Here is a 17,501-nt window from a genome sequence, read left to right on the forward strand (position 1 = left end):
TATCGCGCCGGCGATTGGTAAGTCCGACCCGGTGACCCGGCTTGGTCGCCCGGTGCCGACCTGTAGAAGGCCCGGGTACGCTCATTGCCTGCCGGGGCTTTACCGGGAGAAGGCCATGTCGAACCACTTCATCGCTCGCCGTGGAGAGCTGGGTCGCCGCGCGACCCTGACACGGGAGGCCGCCGATCTGGCCCCGCGGGCACGACGCGCTGTCGGACAGCTGCTTGCTGGCGCCTTGCCGACCCCTGGCTGCCGGATGCTGCTCCGTCCGCTGCTTGCCTCGCTCACGGCCAGCCTCGCGCTCGCGGCCGCGCCGGTCCGGGCTGCCGCCCCGGTGACCGACTGTCCCAACCGCACGGCGCCGTTCTCCGCCTCCTCGCCGCTGGTCGACCTGCTGCTGAGCGAGCCGGCCCGGGCGCTGCTGCGCCCTGTTCTGCCGGGGCTCGACAAGGCTCCGCCCCAGTTCCTCGGCACGCAGCCGCCCACCTTTGCCGCCATCCTGACGCTGCGCGAAGCGCGGGGCTTCGCCGGCGTCAGCCTCGATGCGGTAAACGCGATCGACGCCCAGCTGCGACAACTCCCGGTCACCCCGGCCGACCAGATCGCGCGGTGCGCGCGCTTCGACAACGAGGTGCCCACGGTGACCCGCGTGGCCGGCAAGTCCAACATTCTCGTGTTCGAGAAGATCAACGGGTTCAAGGACACGCCGTCGGTCGACGCGGCTCATGCGATGCTGCTCGCCATGGCCGCGCGCAAGGGCTGGGCGATCACCTTCACCGACCGCGGCGGCGCGTTTAATCCGAAGACCCTCGCCAAGGTTGACGCGGTGCTGTGGAACAATGTCTCCGGGGACGTGCTGACCCTGTCGCAGCGCGCGGCGTTCCAGACCTGGCTGACCCGCGGCGGGGCCTTCATCGGTATCCATGGCGCCGCGGGCGATCCGGTCTACTTCTGGGACTGGTACCCCGACCGGCTGATCGGCGCGCGCTTCGCGGGACATCCGCGCACGCAGCAGTTCCAGCAGGCCACGGTGCGGGTCAATGCGCAGCACCCGCTGGCCAAGGGCCTGCCGACCGACTGGTCGATGACCGAGGAGTGGTACTCGTTCAAGAGCAATCCGCGCCTGGCCGGAGCCCAGCCCGTGCTGCTGCTGGACGAATCGACCTATGCCCCGAACGATCCGCAGATGCCGGAACTGGTCATGGGCGCCGACCATCCGGTAGCCTGGACCAACTGCCTGGGCCGCGGCCGCGTGTTCTATTCCGCACTCGGCCACCGTCCGGAGAACTACGGCCTCGCGCCGCATGTCACATTGCTGGAAAACGCGATCACCTGGGCCGCGACCGACCGGCGCGCGTGCCGCGGGACAGCGCGCTAGGGCCGTCCACCGAGCGGGGGCATTGGACTGACCATGCCCGGCTGGCCGGCGAAACCCGGCCAGCGGGCCGCCGCTTACTCGAGGTTGCGCGGTGCCCCTGCGCCCATGAACCGCGCGAGATTCATGTGCAGGCTGCCGATCGCCCGCTCCATATAGGGATTGGGCAGGGTGCCGCGGAATCCGCCGGATTTCATCCCTTGCTGGACCGCGCGCATGTTGGCGAAATCCTGCTGCAGCACCGGCGGCCAGGCCTCGGCCGGGGTGTATTCCCACTCGGTGGCCGGGGCCTCGCCCGCGGGATAGAGTTCGTAGACCGCCGCCTCGAAGATGCACTGACCGGGATGGTCGCCGAACGGCCGGGCCGCGTAACAGAGCATGTTGTTGACGGCATGGCCGATCTGGAAATTGGGAAAGACCTGCCAGGCCGTGCCGCTTTTCGCCACGTGCGCCGGATCGACCACCGGCCAGTGCACGCCGCGGCGGGCATCGGCCTCGCGCGCCGACTTCAGCCAGTGCGCCGAGACCTCGGCTGCCGGGGTGCCCGCTGGCAGCTCGTCCTTCAGCCGCAGCGCGGCGTCGACCAGGGTGCGGGTGGTGTTGGTATTGGCATTTTCCCAGGTGTAGACCTGCATCTCGGCGGTCGAGAGCCGTGGATCGTCACCCGCGCCCAGCCGGAGCTTGGCCTGATCCTGCTCCTGCCCTTTGGGCGCCTCATACCCGATGTTGGTGTGCAGCCCATGATTGCGGGCCCATCCGCGGAACTGGCCGAAGACGTTGAATTCGGGATGGGTGGTCTGGACATGGTAGGTCTCGTTGAAGGCCTCGAGCGCCACCTTCCAGTTGCAGTCGAACACGATCCACTTGCGCCAGCGGCAGCGCATCTGGTGCAGCGCGAAAGGATCGAGCATCTCCGGGATCGGGCCCAGCCAGTCGCGCAGCGGGGCGCAGTCGGGATCGAGATTGATCCACAGCCAGCCGCCCCAGGTATCGACACTGACCTTGCCCAGCGCGGTGCGCTCGGCGGTCAGGGCACCCTGCCAGTCCTCGCGGTGCTGGGCGAAAGTGCACTGGCCCTCGCGGTCGAAGGTCCACCCGTGGAACCCGCAGATGAAGTTGCGGCGCTGGCCACGCGTGTTGCGCTGGCCCGCGGGCGTATCGACCAGCCGGCGCCCGCGGTGAGTGCAGACATTGTGAAAGGCCCGCAACCCGCCATCGTCGCCGCGCAGCACGATTACCGAATCGTCGCCGATGTCGAAGGTGACGAAATCGCCCGGCGCGGGGATGTCCTCCTCGCGTCCGGCCTGGAGCCAGGCCTTGCGCCACAGCCGGTCGCGCTCGAGCCGGGCATAGTCGGCCGAGACATAGGCTTCGGGCTGGATGGTGAAGGCGTGCTCGAGCTGCTCCGCCTGCGTGACGATGCGATCCGTGTCGCTCATGTCAGCGTCCTTTCCATTGGGGCTTGCGCTTCTCGGCAAAGGCGCGGGGCCCTTCCTGCGCGTCCGCGCTGTGATAGGCCAGCTCGTGCGCGGCATAGCCGGCCTCGATCGCCGCCGACCGGCCCATCTCGGTGGCGAGCATCACCGTCTGGCGCGCCGCCGCGACCGAGAGCGGTGCTCCGGCCAGGACCTCGCGCGCCAGTTCGGTGGCGCAGGCCAGGGCCTCGCCCGGCTCGCACAGCCGGTTGACCAGCCCGATCTCGTAAGCCCGCGCCGCGCTGATCGGCTTGCCCGTCAGGACGATCTCCATGTAGATACGCTGCGGGATCATGTGGATCAGCGGGGCCGACCACGGCGAGCCGCGGCCTACCCGTACCTCGGTGATTGCGAACTGCGCATTGTGGCTGGCCACGCACAGGTCGCAGGCCTGGGCGATCATCCACCCGCCGGCGAAGGCCACGCCGTTGACCGCGGCGATCGTCGGCTTGGACAGCCGCAGGTTCTCGTAGGGTACCGGGAACATGTCGCGCGGGGGGGTCTTGAGCCCGGTCTCGACCATCTCCTTGAGGTCGCCGCCGGCGCAGAACGCCTTGTCGCCGCGCCCGGTGAGGATCGCGATCCCCGCCCCGGTATCGGCCTCGAACCGGGCCCAGGCCTGCCGCAGACCATCGCGGACCTCGCGGCTCAGGCAGTTGCGCTGCTCGGGGCGGTCGATCGTGATCACCGCGATGCCCTCGTCGGTGCAGGTGTAAAGGACAGCATCGCCCATGGTCAGAACCCTCGCCGGGCAATGGCGTGGGCCTCGCGGTCCAGCGCCTCGCGAAAATCGGGGTGGGCGATGGCGACCAGCGCCCGTGCCCGCTCGGCCAGGCTGCGCCCCTTGAGTTCGGCCGCGCCGAATTCGGTGACGATCACGTCGACCTCGCTGCGCGCCGTGGTCACGGGACCCGACAGCGCCGGCACGATCTTGCTGAGGGTTCCGCCCTTGGCCGTGGCCGACAGCGCGATCAGCGCGTGGCCGCCGGGCGAGCGCGCCCCGGCCCGGACGAAATCGACCTGCCCGCCGGTGCCGCCCAGATAGGCGCTGCCCGAGGCCTCGGCATTGACCTGCCCGGTCAGGTCGACCTCGATCGCCGAGTTGATCGAGACCAGCCGCGACAGGCGCGCGAGCACCCCGGCATCGTGCGTGTAGTTGGCCGGACACATCCGGATGGCGGGATTGCGGTGGGCAAAATCGTAGAGCCGCCGGGTGCCGATCAGCGCGCCGTTGATCGAGACGCCCGGATCGATCTCCTTGCGTGCATTGGTGATGACCCCGGCCTCGACCAGGTCGGCCAGCCCGTCGCCAAGCATGCCGGAATGGACCCCGAGGTCCTTGCGGTCGCCGAGCAGGCGCAGGATCGCGTCGGGCACGGCGCCGACTCCGGTCTGGATCACCGCGCCGTCGCCGATAAAGCCGGCGCAGTGCCGGGCAATGGCCGCATCGGTCTCGCTGATCGGCGCAGCCGGGACCTCCACCGGGGGCTGGTCGCAATGGACCGCGACGTCGATTTCCGAGGCGTGGATCGTCTCGCCGAACGTGTAGGGCACCGCCACGTTGACCTCGGCGATCACCACCCGGGCGCGCGCCACGGCCGCGCGGACGTGGTCACTGATCAGCCCGCAGCTGTGCCGGCCGGCCTCGTCGGCCGGGCTGACCTGGATCATCGCCACGTCGCAGCCGATCACCCCGGCCTCGATCAGCGGACCGATCTGGCTGACGTGGCTGGGAATGATCGCCAGGTTCCCGCCCTTGGCCATGGTCCGCAGCTGGCCGATCGCACCCATGCTCGACAGGGCGAAGCTGGCGGTGCTCTCGGGCCGGAACGCGCCCGAGAAGCTGGTGGCGATGAACACAGAGAGGCCGGGGATGGACTGGCCCTGGGACATCAGCGCGGCGACCAGCGCCGGCGGTTCGCCGCAGGCTTGGCCCAGCACGATGCGGTCGCCCGGCCGCACCCAGGCGGCGAGGTCGAGTTCGGCCGGGGTCGTCTCGATCGTCACGCCTGCTCGGCCTGGGCGATCAGCGCGAGGGCCCGCGAGAGGTAGGGCCGATCGAGCATGCCGCCCTTCCAGCCGATCGCGCCGACGCCGGGGTTGGCTTCGAACAGCGCGACGATCTCGCGCGCTTCGGCCAGCTCCGCCTCGCCCGGGGTGAAGGCGGCGTTGATCACCTCGACCTGCGCCGGGTGGATCGCCAGCATCCCGCGGAAACCGTCGCGCCGGACCTTCTCGGCGCGCAGCCGCAGACCCTCGAGATCGCGGAAATCGCCCTGGATCGTTTCGATCGCCGCGACCCCGGCCGTGGCCGCCCCTAGCACGGTCAGGCTCCGCGCCAGCTCGTAGGTGAAGGCGTAGCTGCCATCCGGATTGCGGTTGCTGCTGGCCCCGATCGAATCGGCCAGGTCCTCCGCCCCCCAGGTCAGCGCAATCACCCGCGGCGCGCCCTTGTAGCTGCCGGTGTGGAACATGCCCTCGGCGGTTTCGGTCACCAGCACGATCACCGGGGTCGATCCGCGCGCAATGCCGTGCATCGCCTCGAAAGCGGTCAGATAGCTGTCGAGCAGCTCGACATCGGCCCGGCCATAGACCTTGGGCAGCATGATCCCGCCCGGCCGGCCCGGCATGATCGCGACCAGGTCGTCCAGCGTGTGCGGGCCATCGAGCGGATTGACCCGGACCCAGATGCGGCTGCGCTCGGCCGGATGGGCCGTCAGGAACGCGCGGACCATGTCGCGAGCAAGCGGCTTGGCCTCGACCGCCACGGCGTCCTCCAGGTCACACAGCACCACGTCGGCGGGGCCGGCCAGCGCCTTGGCCATCTTCTTCTCGCTGTCGCCCGGGGCGAACAGCCACGAGCGCATCTTCATCGGGGTCACTGCCGGTCTCCTTGTCGTGACAGCATCGCGGGTGGGATGGACGCTAGTACGATTTGGGCAGGCCGAGCACCTTTTCGGCCAGGAAATTGAGAATCATGTGCGGGCTGACCGGTGCGGTCCGCGGGATCAGGCTTTCGCGCAGGTAGCGCTCGACGTGGTATTCCTGGGCATAGCCCATCCCGCCCATCGACAGCATCGCGGTGTGACAGGCCTCGAAGGCGAATTCCCCGGCGAGGTACTTGGCGGTATTGGCCTCGACGCTGCAGTCCTCGCCCTTGTCGAACAGGGTGGCGGCCTTCATCGTCATCAGGTTCGCCGCCTCGAGCTGGGCCCAGCATTTGGCGAGCGGGTGCTGGATGCCCTGGTTCTGGCCGATCGGGCGATTGAACACGATCCGCTCCCTGGCATAGCGGCTCGCTTTCATGATCGCGGCCCGGCCCAGCCCGATGGCCTCCGCGGCGAGCAGGATCCGCTCGGGATTGAGCCCTTCCAGGATGTAGCGGAAGCCTTGCCCCTCCTCGCCGATCAGATCGGCCTCGGGCACCCACAGATCCTCGATGAACAGCATGTTCGAATCGACCGCGTGGCGGCCCATCTTGTGGATCAGCCGCGTTTCGATCTTGCTGCGGTCGAAGTCGGTGTAGAACAGCGACAGCCCGTCAGTCTTGCGCTTGATCTGGTCGAGCGGCGTGGTCCGGGCCAGCAGCAGCATCTTGTTGGCGACCTGCGCGGTGGAGATCCAGATCTTCTCGCCGTTGACCAGATAGCCACCCTCCTTGCGCTCTGCCCGGACCTTGAGCTGGGTGGTGTTGAGCCCGACATTGGGCTCGGTCACGGCGAAACAGGTCTTGTCCTGGCCCGAGGCGATCCCCGGGATGCTGCGCTGCTGCTGCTCCTCGGTGCCGAACAGGATGATCGGCTCGAGCCCGAAGATGTTGATGTGCACGGCCGAGGCGCCGCTCATCCCGGCGCCGCTCTCGGCGATCGCCTGCATCATGATCGAGGCCTCGGTGATCCCCAGCCCCGCGCCGCCGAAGCGCTCGGGCATGGCTATGCCCAGCCAGCCGGCGTCGGCGAGCGAGCGGTAGAAGTCCTCGGGGAACTCGGCCGACTGGTCGCGTTCGAGCCAGTATTCGTCCGGGAACTGGCTGCAGTGCCGCAGGATCGCCTCGCGGATGTTCAACTGGTCCGGCGTGAAGGCGAAATCCATCGGTCAGCTCCTGTACGCCGCGTGGCTGGCGGCGCGACCGTCGGTAGCAGCGACCGCCCGAGCGGGACAACGCGCACCGGCACATATCGGCCCGGCGAACTGCCCACGCATGGATTCGCCGGTCGACAGGGGATAGAGCGGTGGCAGCTTCAGGAGACACCCATGGCCAGCCAGCCCGCGCCATTCGGCCCACTCGCGGGCATCCGCGTCATCGATCTTACCAGCATGGTGTTCGGTCCCTATGCCACCCAGATCATGGCCGACATGGGCGCCGAGGTGATCAAGATCGAGCCGCCCAAGGGTGACGACACCCGCTACATCAACGCCGGACAGGCTCCCGGGCTGGGGGCGATCTTCGTCAACTGCAACCGCGGCAAGAAGTCGGTCGTGCTCGACCTGCGTGAGGAGGCCGACCGGGCCGCGCTGCGCGGCCTGATCGCGGAGGCCGACGTGTTCATCCACTCGATGCGGGGCAAGGCGATCGCCCGGCTCGGGTTCGACTATGCTGCGGTCAGCGCGATCAAGCCCGACATCGTCTACACCAACTGCTACGGTTTCTCGCGCCGCGGCCCCTACGCAGACAAGCCGGCTTACGACGACACGATCCAGGCCGAATGCGGGCTGCCCTACGTCCAGGGGCTGATGAACGGCGAGCCCGGGTTCGTCGCCACGATCATGGCCGACAAGGTCGCGGGCCTGACCGCGCTCTATGCCACGACGATGGCGCTTTTCCACCGCGAGCGGACCGGCGAAGGCCAGGAGGTCGAGGTCGGCATGTTCGAGACCATGGCCAGCTTCATGCTGGTCGAGCATGCCGGCGGGCGCTTGTTCGAGCCGGCGCTGGGCCCGGCGCACTATCACCGTGCCGCCAATCGGCACCGCCGCCCCTATCGCACCAAGGATGGCTATGTCGCGGCGCTGGTCTACAACGATCGGCACTGGCAGGCCTTTGTCGAGGCCGTCCAGCCCGACTGGGCGACCCCGGAGATGGCCACGCTCGCCAACCGTGCCGGACAGATCGACTACATCTACCAGCGGCTCGGCGAGACCTTCCTGACGCGCACGACCGCCGAATGGCTCGACTTGCTCGGCCGCCTCAACGTGCCCGCCGCACCGCTGCGCAGCACCGACGACCTGTTCGACGATCCCCATCTCAACGCCGTGGGCTTCTTCGAGGAGGTGCCCACCCCGCAGGGCAAGATCCGGTTCCCCGGCGTGCCCACCTGGTTCTCCAAGACTCCCGGCCGGGTGGCCGGGCCCACCCCCGAACTGGGCCGCGACACCGCCGCGGTCCTCGGCGAGCGATCCGGCGACTGAGCCGCCCTGCGGCTCAGCGCATCAGTGGAAGCAGCAGTTCGAGCACGATCGCCGGGTTGAAGTGCTCGCGCACCGAGGCGATCCGACCATCGCGCAGTCTAAGCACGAATACGTAGGTATTGGCATAGGCCGCGCCGCCGCGCAGCGTGGCGGTCGAGCGCGCTTCGATCACCACGCGGTCGGCCTCCGCGGTGATCGCGTCGATCGTGAAGGCCAGAGTGCCGCCGCTCGCCTCGCGCATCCAGGCCAGCGACTGCCGGTATCGGGCGAGGCTGTGCTCGCCCTGGAGGGTGGTCCAGGCGATCATGTCGTCGCAGACCAGGCCCGCGGGGAAGGCCCCCGCCTCCGACGCGGCGATGAAGGCGCGGGCGATCGCGTGCGGGCCGCGCTCCGCGGTCATCCGGGCTTCTTCAGCAGTTCGATCTCGGCCTTGGCGGTGGCCAACACGGCCCCGAACTGGTTGGCCATCTTGCAGTCGACCGCGACCATGTGGCGGCCCTCCTCGTCGAGATACTTGTCGAGGATCGTGCCGGTCATGATGGTGATGTCGCCGGTCAGCGCCGGGCTGCGGTAGTTCGCCACGGAATGGCGCACCATGCCCCATTCGCTGGCCCAGCCGGCGAAGTAGTCGGTGATCCAGGCCCCCATCGAGGCGCCGTAGCCATAGCCGCGCGGCATGCCGATGTAGCGCGCCCAGCGCGGGAAGAGATGCCCGCGCGACGGGCCAACATAGGCACCATCCGTGTTCTCGGGATTGTTGGCTTCCTCGGTCGGGTCCTGCTCGGGCCCGGCCATCGGCCCGACAAAGCCGAGTTCGGCCATGTTGAGGTCGGTGCGGCGGTGCATCGAGCCCCACTGGGTGAAGGTGTAGGCGCGCCATTCGGTGGTGAAGCTGACGATCGAGTGGGGGCCGAACACCCGTTCGGGCAGGTCGGCGCCGACCACCACGTCGTCCCAGTAGCGCGGCGCGTGGCCGAGCTCGTGCAGCATCTTGATCCAGCCATACTTGCGGACCTCGAGCGCTTCCAGCTCCTCATCGCTCCAGACCGGATCGTCCTGCGCCGCAGAACTGTCGCTCTGGCTCGCCTCGCCAGCGGCCTGCGCATAGCGGATCGAGGTGGAACGCTGCTTGGCGACAAGGTCGCCGTGCTGGTTGTAGTAGAAGTTGTCGCCGCGCTGGAAGCAGGTGGGACCGGCGAACTTGGTGTCCTTGATCGTATAGTCGAACGGGATCCGCTCGTTCCATACGCGGTCCCCGCCCTTGATCCGCGGGCCGTAGAACCACCATTCGTCGCCGCCGAACAGCATGTGCGAATTGGGGATCAGACCGATGCAGGACGGGGCCGAGCCGTGACCGTCGTCCATCGACACGGCGAAGCTCTGCGGGGCCACCAGTTCGCCGAAACGGCTCTGCATGGCGTACATCGCATCGTAGTGTAGCCGGTTGGGGTAATGCATTGCCTGGACCCAGCGGCGGATGTCGGTGTTCGCGAAGGGCTCGACCATGCGCGCGGGCTGCATCGGCTTGCCCATGTAGCGGTCGAGATCGGAGCAATCGAGTTTCGGGTCAGGCATGGTCTGGCATCCTTGTTTGCCCGCGGTGCTAACAGAGGGTCATCAGGTGGCAAACGGCGCGGCCCGGCGCCGCGCCACATATCGCCGGGGCAATGACCGGGCGCAGCCCCGGGGCGGCGCGTGTTGCAGTGCGGCAATCGGCCGGGCGATAAGTCCGCGCGCGCTGCGGATCGGCCTTTGTGCGGTCAGGGCGCAGAGCTACCAACCTCCGGATCAGGGCGAACCCGCCGGGAGTATGGACATGCCAGCAAGTGCCGCAGAGACCGGAGCCACCGTGCCCTTCCGCGTGACCGATCCGCAGAAGATCCCGACCCCGCGCTACTACGACCAGGGCTTCTACGATCTCGAGGCCGAGAAGCTCTGGACCCGTACCTGGCAGATGGCCTGCCGGCTCGAGACCATCCCCAATCTGGGAGACTGGGTCGAATACTCGATCCTGGGCCGCTCGGTCATCGTCACCCGCACCAAGACCGGGGTGCGTGCCTTCCACAATGCGTGCCGCCACCGCGGGGTCCAGCTGGTCCCCAGCGGGAGCCATGGCAACTGCAAGACCCAGGGCTTCATCTGCCCGTTCCACGGCTGGCGCTGGAACGGCGAGGGCAAGAACACCTTCGTCTATGGCCGTCACCTGTTTGACGAGAGCCTGCTCGCCGATGACGATCTCAAGCTCCCCGAATGCCGGGTCGAGGAGGCGCTGGGCTGCGTCTTCATCAACTTCGACGACGCAGCCCTGTCGCTGCGGGACACCTGGGGGCCGGTGCTCGACCGGCTCGAGAAGCGGCTCCATGCCAACCAGCGCGCCGAGTGGTGGTTCGCCACCGAGATCCCGGCCAACTGGAAGATCGCGATGGAGGCCTTCATGGAAGGCTACCACGTGATGCGCACCCATCCGCAGCTTCAGCGCGCGGTCCCGGCCCTGTACAACAGCATGTACGGCCACGACACCGGCGGGATCGGCGCGCCGATCGACCCGAACTGGACCAAGGAGCAGAACGTCGCCGCGCAGATCAAGAACCTGGAGCTGCTGAGCGAAGGCATGGCCGGCATGGTCCACGCCAAGGAGGTGGAGTTGGCCCGGCTCGTGCCCGCCGACATCCTGCCCGACGATCCGCAGCAGATGCTGATGCACTGGTTCGGTGCGGTGCAGCACACCATCGTCGAGGGTCTCAAGGCCCGGGGCGAAACCGTGCCCGATCTCAACGCGCTGGCGGTCTCGGACCCGATCCAGGCAGTCGAGTTTCTGTTTCCTCACTACTTCCTGCTGCCCTTCTTCACCAGCACCAGCACCTACCGGATCCGCCCGACCGGCCCGGAAACCTGTCTGTTCGAGATCTGGTCACTCACCCATTTCGCCCCGGGCAGCGAGCCCGCGCCGGTGATGAGCCCCACGGTCCTGCCGCACGACAGCGACCAGTTTCCGCCGATCCCCCGGCAGGACTATTCGAACATCCCGATCCAGCAGAAGGGCGTCCACGCCAAGGGCCTCGAGTTCCTGCGGCTGAGCCGCGAGAAGGAAGGCCTGATCAGCAACTACAACCGGATCATTGACGGCTATCTCGCCGATGCCCCGGCGGACAAGCTGGCCGCGGCCACCCACACGCTGGGGGGCAATTTCGACGGCGGGTTCTTCGCTTACGATTTCTGAGTGCCGGCGGTGCCCTCGGTCCTGATCTTCCTCAAGCGCAAGCCTGGCCTGAGCCAGGCTGAATTCCGCGCCTATTACGAGGACCATCACGTACCGCTGTGCATGCGCTATATGGCCGGGCCACAACGCTATGTCCGGCACTACCTGGAGTCCGGGCCGGAGGACGCCAATCGTCCCTTCGATGTCATCACCGAACTCGGGTTCGCGAGCGCGGCGATGCGAGACGCAGTGCTGGACGCCCTGCGCCGCGATGCGCTTCCGGCCGAGGTAATCGCTGATGAGCACCGGCTGTTCGATCGCAGCCGCAGCCGCGCGGTGGCGGTCAGCGATCACGCTACCGACCTTGTTCCGGGGGAGGTCGCGCGCCATGGGTGAGACCCGGCCCGGCGCCATGGCCGAATGGCGCAGCCACTGCATGCTGCCGCTGGCGGCCGCCTGCGGCTATGCCACCAGCGTGATCCACATCTATGGGCTGGGCCCCTATATCCAGCCGATAGCGGCCACTTTCGGGTGGAGCCGGACCCAGGTCACCGTCGGGGTGACCTTGGCCACGCTGGTCCAGGCGCTGCTGAGCGTGCCGGTCGGGCTCGCGGTCGACCGCTTCGGACCGCGGGCGCTCGGCGTGGGCGGGGTCGTGCTATCGGCCGCCGCCTTCGCCGGGATCGGCACGGCGACGGGCAGCCCGGCGAACTGGTATCTGCTCTGGTTGCTGATGGCGCTCGCCACCCTTCCGGTCCAGGCTACGGTCTGGACCAGCGCGGTAGCCTCGCGCTTCACCGCCTCGCGCGGGCTGGCGTTTGCCGTGACGCTGTGCGGCGCCTCGGTGGCGCAGGCGCTGTTTCCCTACCTCGGGGCGCGGCTGATCGCGGCAGTCGGCTGGCAGCGCGCCATGGCCTGGCAGGCCGGCCTGTGGATCGCGCTTGCCTTCCCGCTGATCTGGCTGTTCTTCCGCGGCGCGCATGACCGCCCGCGCGGCGGCGGTGCCCGACAGGCCGCCAGCGCCGCGCCGCTGCAGACCGGGCTGACCTTTGCCGAGGGGCTGCGCTCAAGCGTCTATGCGCGGCTGTTCCTGACCTGCCTGATGCTGACCTTCGGCATGGTCGCCCTGTCGATCCACTTCGTCCCGGTCCTGACCGCGCGGGGCGCCACGGCCACGGCCGCTGCCGGGATCGCCTCGCTGATCGGCCTGTCCTCGATCGTCGGCCGGCTCGGCACCGGCGTCCTGATCGACCGCTATCCCGCCCGGCTGGTCGGCGGCGGCGTGTTCCTGTTGCCCGCGCTGGGCACCGTGGTGCTCCTGTTCAGCGGGGCGAGCGGCCTTGGGCCGATGGTCGCCGCTGCAGTGATCGGGCTGACCCTCGGCGCGGAAATCGACGTGATCGTCTACATCCTGACCCGCTACTTCGGCCTGCGCGCGTTCGGGGCGCTCTATGGGGCGCTGCTGATCGCGCTGTCGCTCGGCACGGCGCTGGGTCCACTGGCCGCCGCGCGGGTATTCGACCTGACCGGCCGCTACGACCTGTTCCTGTGGAGCACGGTGGGCCTGATGCTGGCCAGCAGCGTGGCGCTGCTCAGCCTCCCGCGCGAACCCGCGGCAGATTGAGCCTCACCCCCACAGCGCGTCAGCCGCGGCCAGGGCCTGGGCGCCGCGCCCGCCGAGCGCGCTGACCAGCAGCTTGAGCCGGTAGGTCCACAGATGCAGTGGATGCTCCAGTGTCATGCCCATCGCACCCATGCACTGGTGCAGGTCGTAGACCACCAGCCGGGCGGACTCCTGCGCGTGGAAGGCGGCCAGCGCCGCGTCGGCGGGGTCGAGCGTGTGCGCGGCCTGCAAGGCCAGCCAGTAGACGCCGTTGGTGCGCACCTGGGCCTCGGCGAGGCGGTGGCGCAGCGCCTGGAAGGTGGCTAGCGCGCGGCCGAACTGCCTGCGCTCGGACACGTGGGCGCAGGCACTGCCAAGCGCCGCGGCCAGCAGCCCGGCGGCTTCAGCGGCCAGCGCGACCTGCCAGTGGGTGCGGCAGGCGGTCGGGGTCAGGGCATGGATGGTGCGCCCCTCGGGCAGGGCCAGCAGGCTCGCCACGGGATAGCCGTAAAGCGCCTCGGGTTCGGGGCGGACCTGTACGGCCTCGGCGGTGAAACTGGTCACCTGATCTCCCAGCACCACCACCGTCGCGCCCGGGGCGAGGAACGGCAGCGGGCGGTGTGGCGCGTCGGCCTCGACCAGACAGACCGGCCCGGGCGCCTCGAGCCCCAGCGCGGGGCGCAGGATCGCCGTGGTCGCCGCAGCGGTGGCCTGCGGCAGGCGGGCCAGCCGCTCGACCACGATCGCCGCCGTGCCGATCCCGAGATCGGGATCGAACCCCACGTCCAGGAACCCGCCTTCAGCCAGGGCGCGGTCGAGCGCGGGGTCGGTCAGGGCGAAGCCGGTCTCGTGCAGGACCACGCTGGCGAACGGCCGGGTCAGCGCCTCGAGCGCGTCGAGGATCGCGATCTGGTCGGAGGTGAGCGACAGGTCCATCAGCGCGGTTCCCGCGGCAGCCCCAGCACGTCGCTGGCGATGATGTTGAGCTGGATCTCGGCCGCCCCCGCGGCGATCCCCGCGACGATGCCGCGCTGGTGGTGCATCTTGAGGTAGGGGTGCGCATCGGCCAGCGCCTCGGGGAGATACTCCACCACGAACTCGGCGACCCGCCGTTCAGCCATGACCGTGGCGAACCGCGCCGAGGAGCTTTCCGGTCCGATCCGCTCGCCCGCGGCGCGGCGGGTGACGATCGCATAGCTGGCGGTGCGCGCGGCCTCGCACAGCGCCGCGGCGTGGGCCGCCTCGATCCGCACCGCCTCGCCCCGCCAGCGGCCCTCGGCACGCAGGATCGCCACCGCGCGGTCGAGCGCGGCGCGGGCCAGGCTGTAGCGCGGGATGCCCAGCCGTTCGTTGACCAGGCTGTAGGCGATGATCTCCCAGGCCTGGCCCTCCTCGCCGAACAGGGCCTCGCGCGGGACCAGCATGTCGTCGAAGAACACCTCGTGGATGTCGCCCTCGCCGATCAGCGAGGGGATCTGGCGCACCGTGATGCCCGGCGTGTCCATCGGGACCAGCAGGATCGAGATGCCGCGCTTGCGGTCCTCCGAGGTGCGGCACAGCAGGAAGCAGGTGTCGGCCAGCCCGGCGTAGGAGGTCCAGATCTTCTGGCCGCTCACCCGGTAGTGATCGCCCTCCAGCACCGCTCGCGTGCGCAGGCTGGCCAGGTCCGAGCCCGCGCCCGGCTCGGAGAAGCCCTGGCACCACAGCGCCCGGCCTTCGGCGATCGGCGGCAGATAGCGCGCCTTCTGGGCCTCGGTGCCGTACTTTATCAGCGTCGGGCCGATCCAGTTGACGTTCATGTACTGACCGCCGCGCGGTTCGCCGGCGATCCACATCTCCTCGGCGAGGATGGTCTGGTGCCACGGGTCGAGCCCCTGCCCACCGAGGTCGACCGGCCAGTGCGGGGTAAGCAGATGCTCTTCGGCCAGCTTGCCGCAGAAGGTCTCGGCGTAGCGAGTCAGGTCGGGTGAGGCCGGACCGTGCTGCGAGAACCGCTCCCACTCCTCGGGCAGCGTGCTGGCGAGAAAGTCCTTCAGCCGCTGGCGGAAGGCCTGCTCTTCGGGCGTCCAGGTAAAGTCCATGGGCCGCAGCCATGCCTCCCGGCCCTGACAACGGCAAGGTTCGCCCGCCGAACCGGCCCGATTGATTGCCGGGGCGATGGCCGAACCGGTGGCGGGAATGGTGGCCTGAGCCCTATCGCCATCGGGATATGTGCGCGCGGCGCTTGCGCTGCGGCGGCCGAGCGGGCCTAGCTGGCGCCATGGCACACCCTACCGATGTCTCTACCACCGCGCTCGCCGGGCTGCGCGCCGACCTGCGCGCCTGGCTCGCCGTCAACCGCCCGGCAGATTGGCGCGCCTGTGCCACGCATGCCGAATTCGCGGCGTCGCAACGCGACTGGTTCCGCAAGCTGGTCGAGGCGGGCTATGCCATCCCGCACTGGCCGGCCGAATGGCCTGGCGGCGGCCGCAGCCTGGCCGAGCAGAAGGTGATCTACGAAGAGCTCGCCCGGGCCGATGCTCCGCGCCTGCTGCTCTCGTTCGTCTCGACCTACCACGCCTTTGCCACCCTGCACGAATGCGGCAACGCCGAGCAGAAGGCCCGCTACCTGCCCGGCATCCTCAGGGGTGAGACCTGGTGCCAGGGCTTTTCCGAGCCCGGTGCCGGCTCCGACCTCGCCGCCGTCCGCACCCGCGCGGAACGCCGCGGCGACGTCTACGCGGTCAACGGCCAGAAGGTCTGGTCGACCATGGCGCAGTATGCCGATCGCTGCCTGCTGCTGGCCCGCACCGCCAGCGAGGGCGCGAAGCAGGCCGGGCTGACCTATTTCCTGCTCGACATGACCGCGCCGGGGGTGACCGTCCGCCCGATCCACCAGATCCAGGGCGACGAGGAGTTCGCCGAGATCTTCCTCGACAATGTCGAGATCCCGGTGACCGAGCGGATCGGCGCCGAGGGTGACGGGTGGGCGGTGGCCCAGGCCACGCTGTCGTCCGAGCGCGGGCTTACCCTGATGGAGCTGGGCTATCGGATGCGCGGCGCGCTGGACCGCCTCGCGGCGCTGATTGGCGAGACCGGGCGCACCGGCGATGCCGGTGTGCAGCGCGACTTCGGCGCCCTCACTGGCCAGGTTGACGCGGTCTGCGCGCTGGCCGACCAGTTCCTCGACCGCCGGATGACCGGGCAGGAGCAGGTCGGCGATGCCTCGGTGGTCAAGAATGCCTATTCGAGAGCGCTGCGGGCTTATGCTGCGCTGGGCGTGCGGCTTGGCGGGATCGCGGCGCAGCGGCGCGAGCCGATCACCTACGGCGATCTCAACAGTGGCAACTGGATGGCCGATTTCATGAACAGCTATGCCTGGACCATCGCCGGCGGCAGTGAGGAGATCCAGCGCAACATCATCGCCGAGCGCATGCTGGGCATGCCGCGCGAACCGAAGGGATGGACAGCGCCATGATGATCTCGCGCGAGGAGCTGCGCGATTCCGCCCGCAAGGGGCTGGGCAGCGATGGACTGGCGCCCGATCCGGTGGCCAGCTGGGACCGGCTGGTCGACATGGGCTGGTTCGCCCTCGCCGTCCCCGAGGAGCTGGGCGGGCTGGGCCTTGGCGCCGAGGCGCTCGCCGCGGTCCATGTCGAGCTGGGCCGGGCGCTGGTCCCGGGCGCGGCGATTGCCCAGATGGCCGCGATCGAGGTGCTTTGCGCCGCGCCCGATTTCGCCGACCGGGCCGCGCTGATCCCGGCCGCCGTGGCCGGTGAGCGGATCGGTCTGTCGCTGGATGCGCCGGGCCGGCCGGCGACCGGATGCGTGATCGATGCCGATCAGGTCCGCCAGCTGCTGCTCGTCTCGCCCCAACGGATCGCCCTGGCGCCGGTGCTGGGCGCGACCATGGTTCCGACCTGGGACGAGACCCGGCGTCTCGGCGATGTCGCGATCGGTGCGGAGACGGTCATCGCTGCTGGTGATGCGGCGCGTGGGCTGTACGACCTGGCGACCACGCGGGTCCTCCTGGCGCTCGCCGCCGATGCAGTCGGCGGGGCCGCGGCGGCGCTCGCCATGACGGTGGACTATCTCAAGACGCGCCGCCAGTTCGACCGCCCGCTAGCTCTGTTCCAGGCGCTCAAGCACCGCGTGGCAGACTGCCAGATCGCGCTGGTCGCCGCCGAGGCGCTGTTGTGGAGCCGGGCTGCTGCGCCGCTGACCGTGGCGATGGCCGGCGCGCTCAAAGCCCGGGCGACGACGATGTTTCGCGATGTGGCGGAAGAGGCGGTTCAGCTCCATGGCGGCATCGGGCTGACCGCCGAGCATCCCTGCCACCTGTTCCTCAAGCGCGCGTTCCTCGACGCGGCGCTGGCCGGCGATGCCGACCACTGGAACGCCGTGGCGGGCCAGTCGGCGCTCGCGCTCGTCCAGCCGGCGAGCTGAGCGCCGGACCGGTCT

At 69.3% G+C, this 17,501-nt stretch carries 16 protein-coding genes; 7 read left to right on the top strand and 9 right to left on the bottom strand.

Annotated elements, in window-relative coordinates:
* The first annotated feature begins 256 nt into the window (after positions 1-256).
* Positions 257-1,378, top strand: a complete 1,122-nt coding sequence (locus H7F53_RS00780; RefSeq protein ID WP_185677556.1) for a ThuA domain-containing protein — start codon at positions 257-259, stop codon at positions 1,376-1,378.
* Between the two features lie 74 nt (positions 1,379-1,452).
* Here H7F53_RS00780 and H7F53_RS00785 read toward each other — a convergent pair whose 3' ends face one another.
* Genes H7F53_RS00785 through H7F53_RS00805 form a run of 5 tightly spaced genes read right to left on the bottom strand, consistent with a single transcriptional unit; the run spans position 1,453 to position 6,942 of the window.
* Positions 1,453-2,814, bottom strand: a complete 1,362-nt coding sequence (locus H7F53_RS00785) for an aromatic ring-hydroxylating oxygenase subunit alpha (RefSeq protein WP_185677557.1) — start codon at positions 2,812-2,814, stop codon at positions 1,453-1,455.
* Position 2,815: 1 nt separating this feature from the next.
* Positions 2,816-3,583 (bottom strand): enoyl-CoA hydratase/isomerase family protein, encoded by a 768-nt coding sequence (locus H7F53_RS00790; protein WP_185677558.1) that lies wholly within the window; start codon positions 3,581-3,583, stop codon positions 2,816-2,818.
* Between the two features lie 2 nt (positions 3,584-3,585).
* Entirely contained in the window at positions 3,586-4,857 is a 1,272-nt protein-coding gene (locus H7F53_RS00795; protein WP_185677559.1) for an acetyl-CoA hydrolase/transferase C-terminal domain-containing protein, read from the bottom strand.
* Positions 4,854-5,723 (bottom strand): HpcH/HpaI aldolase/citrate lyase family protein, encoded by an 870-nt coding sequence (locus H7F53_RS00800; protein ID WP_185677808.1) that lies wholly within the window; start codon positions 5,721-5,723, stop codon positions 4,854-4,856. Before H7F53_RS00800 ends, H7F53_RS00795 begins: the two co-directional genes overlap by 4 nt.
* 52 nt (positions 5,724-5,775) lie before the next feature.
* Positions 5,776-6,942: an acyl-CoA dehydrogenase family protein gene (locus tag H7F53_RS00805; protein WP_185677560.1), complete on the bottom strand. Its 1,167-nt coding sequence runs from the start codon at positions 6,940-6,942 to the stop codon at positions 5,776-5,778.
* 162 nt (positions 6,943-7,104) lie between these two features.
* Between H7F53_RS00805 and H7F53_RS00810 the strand changes: the two genes are divergently transcribed.
* Entirely contained in the window at positions 7,105-8,259 is a 1,155-nt protein-coding gene (locus H7F53_RS00810; RefSeq protein WP_185677561.1) for a CaiB/BaiF CoA transferase family protein, read from the top strand.
* A gap of 13 nt (positions 8,260-8,272) precedes the next feature.
* On the opposite strand, the gene H7F53_RS00815 is transcribed toward H7F53_RS00810, so the two are convergent.
* Together H7F53_RS00815 and H7F53_RS00820 are read right to left on the bottom strand one after the other, a co-directional pair.
* Entirely contained in the window at positions 8,273-8,659 is a 387-nt protein-coding gene (locus tag H7F53_RS00815) for a nuclear transport factor 2 family protein (RefSeq protein WP_185677562.1), read from the bottom strand.
* Positions 8,656-9,834 (bottom strand): FAS1-like dehydratase domain-containing protein, encoded by a 1,179-nt coding sequence (locus tag H7F53_RS00820; protein WP_185677563.1) that lies wholly within the window; start codon positions 9,832-9,834, stop codon positions 8,656-8,658. Before H7F53_RS00820 ends, H7F53_RS00815 begins: the two co-directional genes overlap by 4 nt.
* 241 nt (positions 9,835-10,075) lie before the next feature.
* On the opposite strand from H7F53_RS00820, the gene H7F53_RS00825 reads away from it, so the two are divergent.
* The 3 genes from H7F53_RS00825 to H7F53_RS00835 are packed head-to-tail and all read left to right on the top strand — an operon-like array spanning position 10,076 to position 13,082.
* Positions 10,076-11,479, top strand: a complete 1,404-nt coding sequence (locus H7F53_RS00825; protein ID WP_185677564.1) for an aromatic ring-hydroxylating oxygenase subunit alpha — start codon at positions 10,076-10,078, stop codon at positions 11,477-11,479.
* Positions 11,480-11,854, top strand: coding sequence for an EthD domain-containing protein (locus H7F53_RS00830; protein ID WP_185677565.1), 375 nt, complete (start codon positions 11,480-11,482; stop codon positions 11,852-11,854). It abuts the gene before it with no gap.
* Positions 11,847-13,082 carry an MFS transporter gene (locus tag H7F53_RS00835; protein ID WP_185677566.1) on the top strand — a complete coding sequence of 412 codons (1,236 nt, stop codon included), beginning with the start codon at positions 11,847-11,849 and terminating at the stop codon, positions 13,080-13,082. The genes H7F53_RS00830 and H7F53_RS00835 overlap by 8 nt, the downstream gene beginning before the upstream one ends.
* Before the next feature lie 3 nt (positions 13,083-13,085).
* On the opposite strand, the gene H7F53_RS00840 is transcribed toward H7F53_RS00835, so the two are convergent.
* Entirely contained in the window at positions 13,086-13,997 is a 912-nt protein-coding gene (locus H7F53_RS00840) for an acyl-CoA dehydrogenase family protein (RefSeq protein ID WP_185677567.1), read from the bottom strand.
* Positions 13,997-15,142, bottom strand: a complete 1,146-nt coding sequence (locus H7F53_RS00845; protein ID WP_185677568.1) for an acyl-CoA dehydrogenase family protein — start codon at positions 15,140-15,142, stop codon at positions 13,997-13,999. The genes H7F53_RS00840 and H7F53_RS00845 overlap by 1 nt, the downstream gene beginning before the upstream one ends.
* 179 nt (positions 15,143-15,321) lie before the next feature.
* Here H7F53_RS00845 and H7F53_RS00850 point away from each other — a divergent pair, with 179 nt between their 5' ends.
* On the top strand, positions 15,322-16,518 hold the full coding sequence (locus H7F53_RS00850; RefSeq protein WP_185677569.1) for an acyl-CoA dehydrogenase family protein: 1,197 nt from the start codon (positions 15,322-15,324) through the stop codon (positions 16,516-16,518).
* Positions 16,515-17,486, top strand: a complete 972-nt coding sequence (locus H7F53_RS00855) for an acyl-CoA dehydrogenase family protein (protein ID WP_185677570.1) — start codon at positions 16,515-16,517, stop codon at positions 17,484-17,486. Before H7F53_RS00850 ends, H7F53_RS00855 begins: the two co-directional genes overlap by 4 nt.
* Positions 17,487-17,501: the final 15 nt, after the last annotated feature.

Origin of the sequence: Novosphingobium piscinae, from assembly GCF_014230355.1 — a bacterium.
GTDB lineage: Bacteria > Pseudomonadota > Alphaproteobacteria > Sphingomonadales > Sphingomonadaceae > Novosphingobium > Novosphingobium piscinae.

Excerpts from the sequence above, each read along its gene's own strand:
- H7F53_RS00780 (WP_185677556.1), top strand. The coding sequence starts at position 257 with ATGCTGCTCCGTCCGCTGCTTGCCTCGCTCACGGCCAGCCTCGCGCTC.
- H7F53_RS00785 (WP_185677557.1), bottom strand. The coding sequence starts at position 2,814 with ATGAGCGACACGGATCGCATCGTCACGCAGGCGGAGCAGCTCGAGCAC.
- H7F53_RS00790 (WP_185677558.1), bottom strand. The coding sequence starts at position 3,583 with ATGGGCGATGCTGTCCTTTACACCTGCACCGACGAGGGCATCGCGGTG.
- H7F53_RS00800 (WP_185677808.1), bottom strand. The coding sequence starts at position 5,723 with ATGAAGATGCGCTCGTGGCTGTTCGCCCCGGGCGACAGCGAGAAGAAG.
- H7F53_RS00805 (WP_185677560.1), bottom strand. The coding sequence starts at position 6,942 with ATGGATTTCGCCTTCACGCCGGACCAGTTGAACATCCGCGAGGCGATC.
- H7F53_RS00810 (WP_185677561.1), top strand. The coding sequence starts at position 7,105 with ATGGCCAGCCAGCCCGCGCCATTCGGCCCACTCGCGGGCATCCGCGTC.
- H7F53_RS00815 (WP_185677562.1), bottom strand. The coding sequence starts at position 8,659 with ATGACCGCGGAGCGCGGCCCGCACGCGATCGCCCGCGCCTTCATCGCC.
- H7F53_RS00820 (WP_185677563.1), bottom strand. The coding sequence starts at position 9,834 with ATGCCTGACCCGAAACTCGATTGCTCCGATCTCGACCGCTACATGGGC.
- H7F53_RS00825 (WP_185677564.1), top strand. The coding sequence starts at position 10,076 with ATGCCAGCAAGTGCCGCAGAGACCGGAGCCACCGTGCCCTTCCGCGTG.
- H7F53_RS00835 (WP_185677566.1), top strand. The coding sequence starts at position 11,847 with ATGGGTGAGACCCGGCCCGGCGCCATGGCCGAATGGCGCAGCCACTGC.
- H7F53_RS00840 (WP_185677567.1), bottom strand. The coding sequence starts at position 13,997 with ATGGACCTGTCGCTCACCTCCGACCAGATCGCGATCCTCGACGCGCTC.
- H7F53_RS00845 (WP_185677568.1), bottom strand. The coding sequence starts at position 15,142 with ATGGACTTTACCTGGACGCCCGAAGAGCAGGCCTTCCGCCAGCGGCTG.
- H7F53_RS00850 (WP_185677569.1), top strand. The coding sequence starts at position 15,322 with ATGGCACACCCTACCGATGTCTCTACCACCGCGCTCGCCGGGCTGCGC.
- H7F53_RS00855 (WP_185677570.1), top strand. The coding sequence starts at position 16,515 with ATGATGATCTCGCGCGAGGAGCTGCGCGATTCCGCCCGCAAGGGGCTG.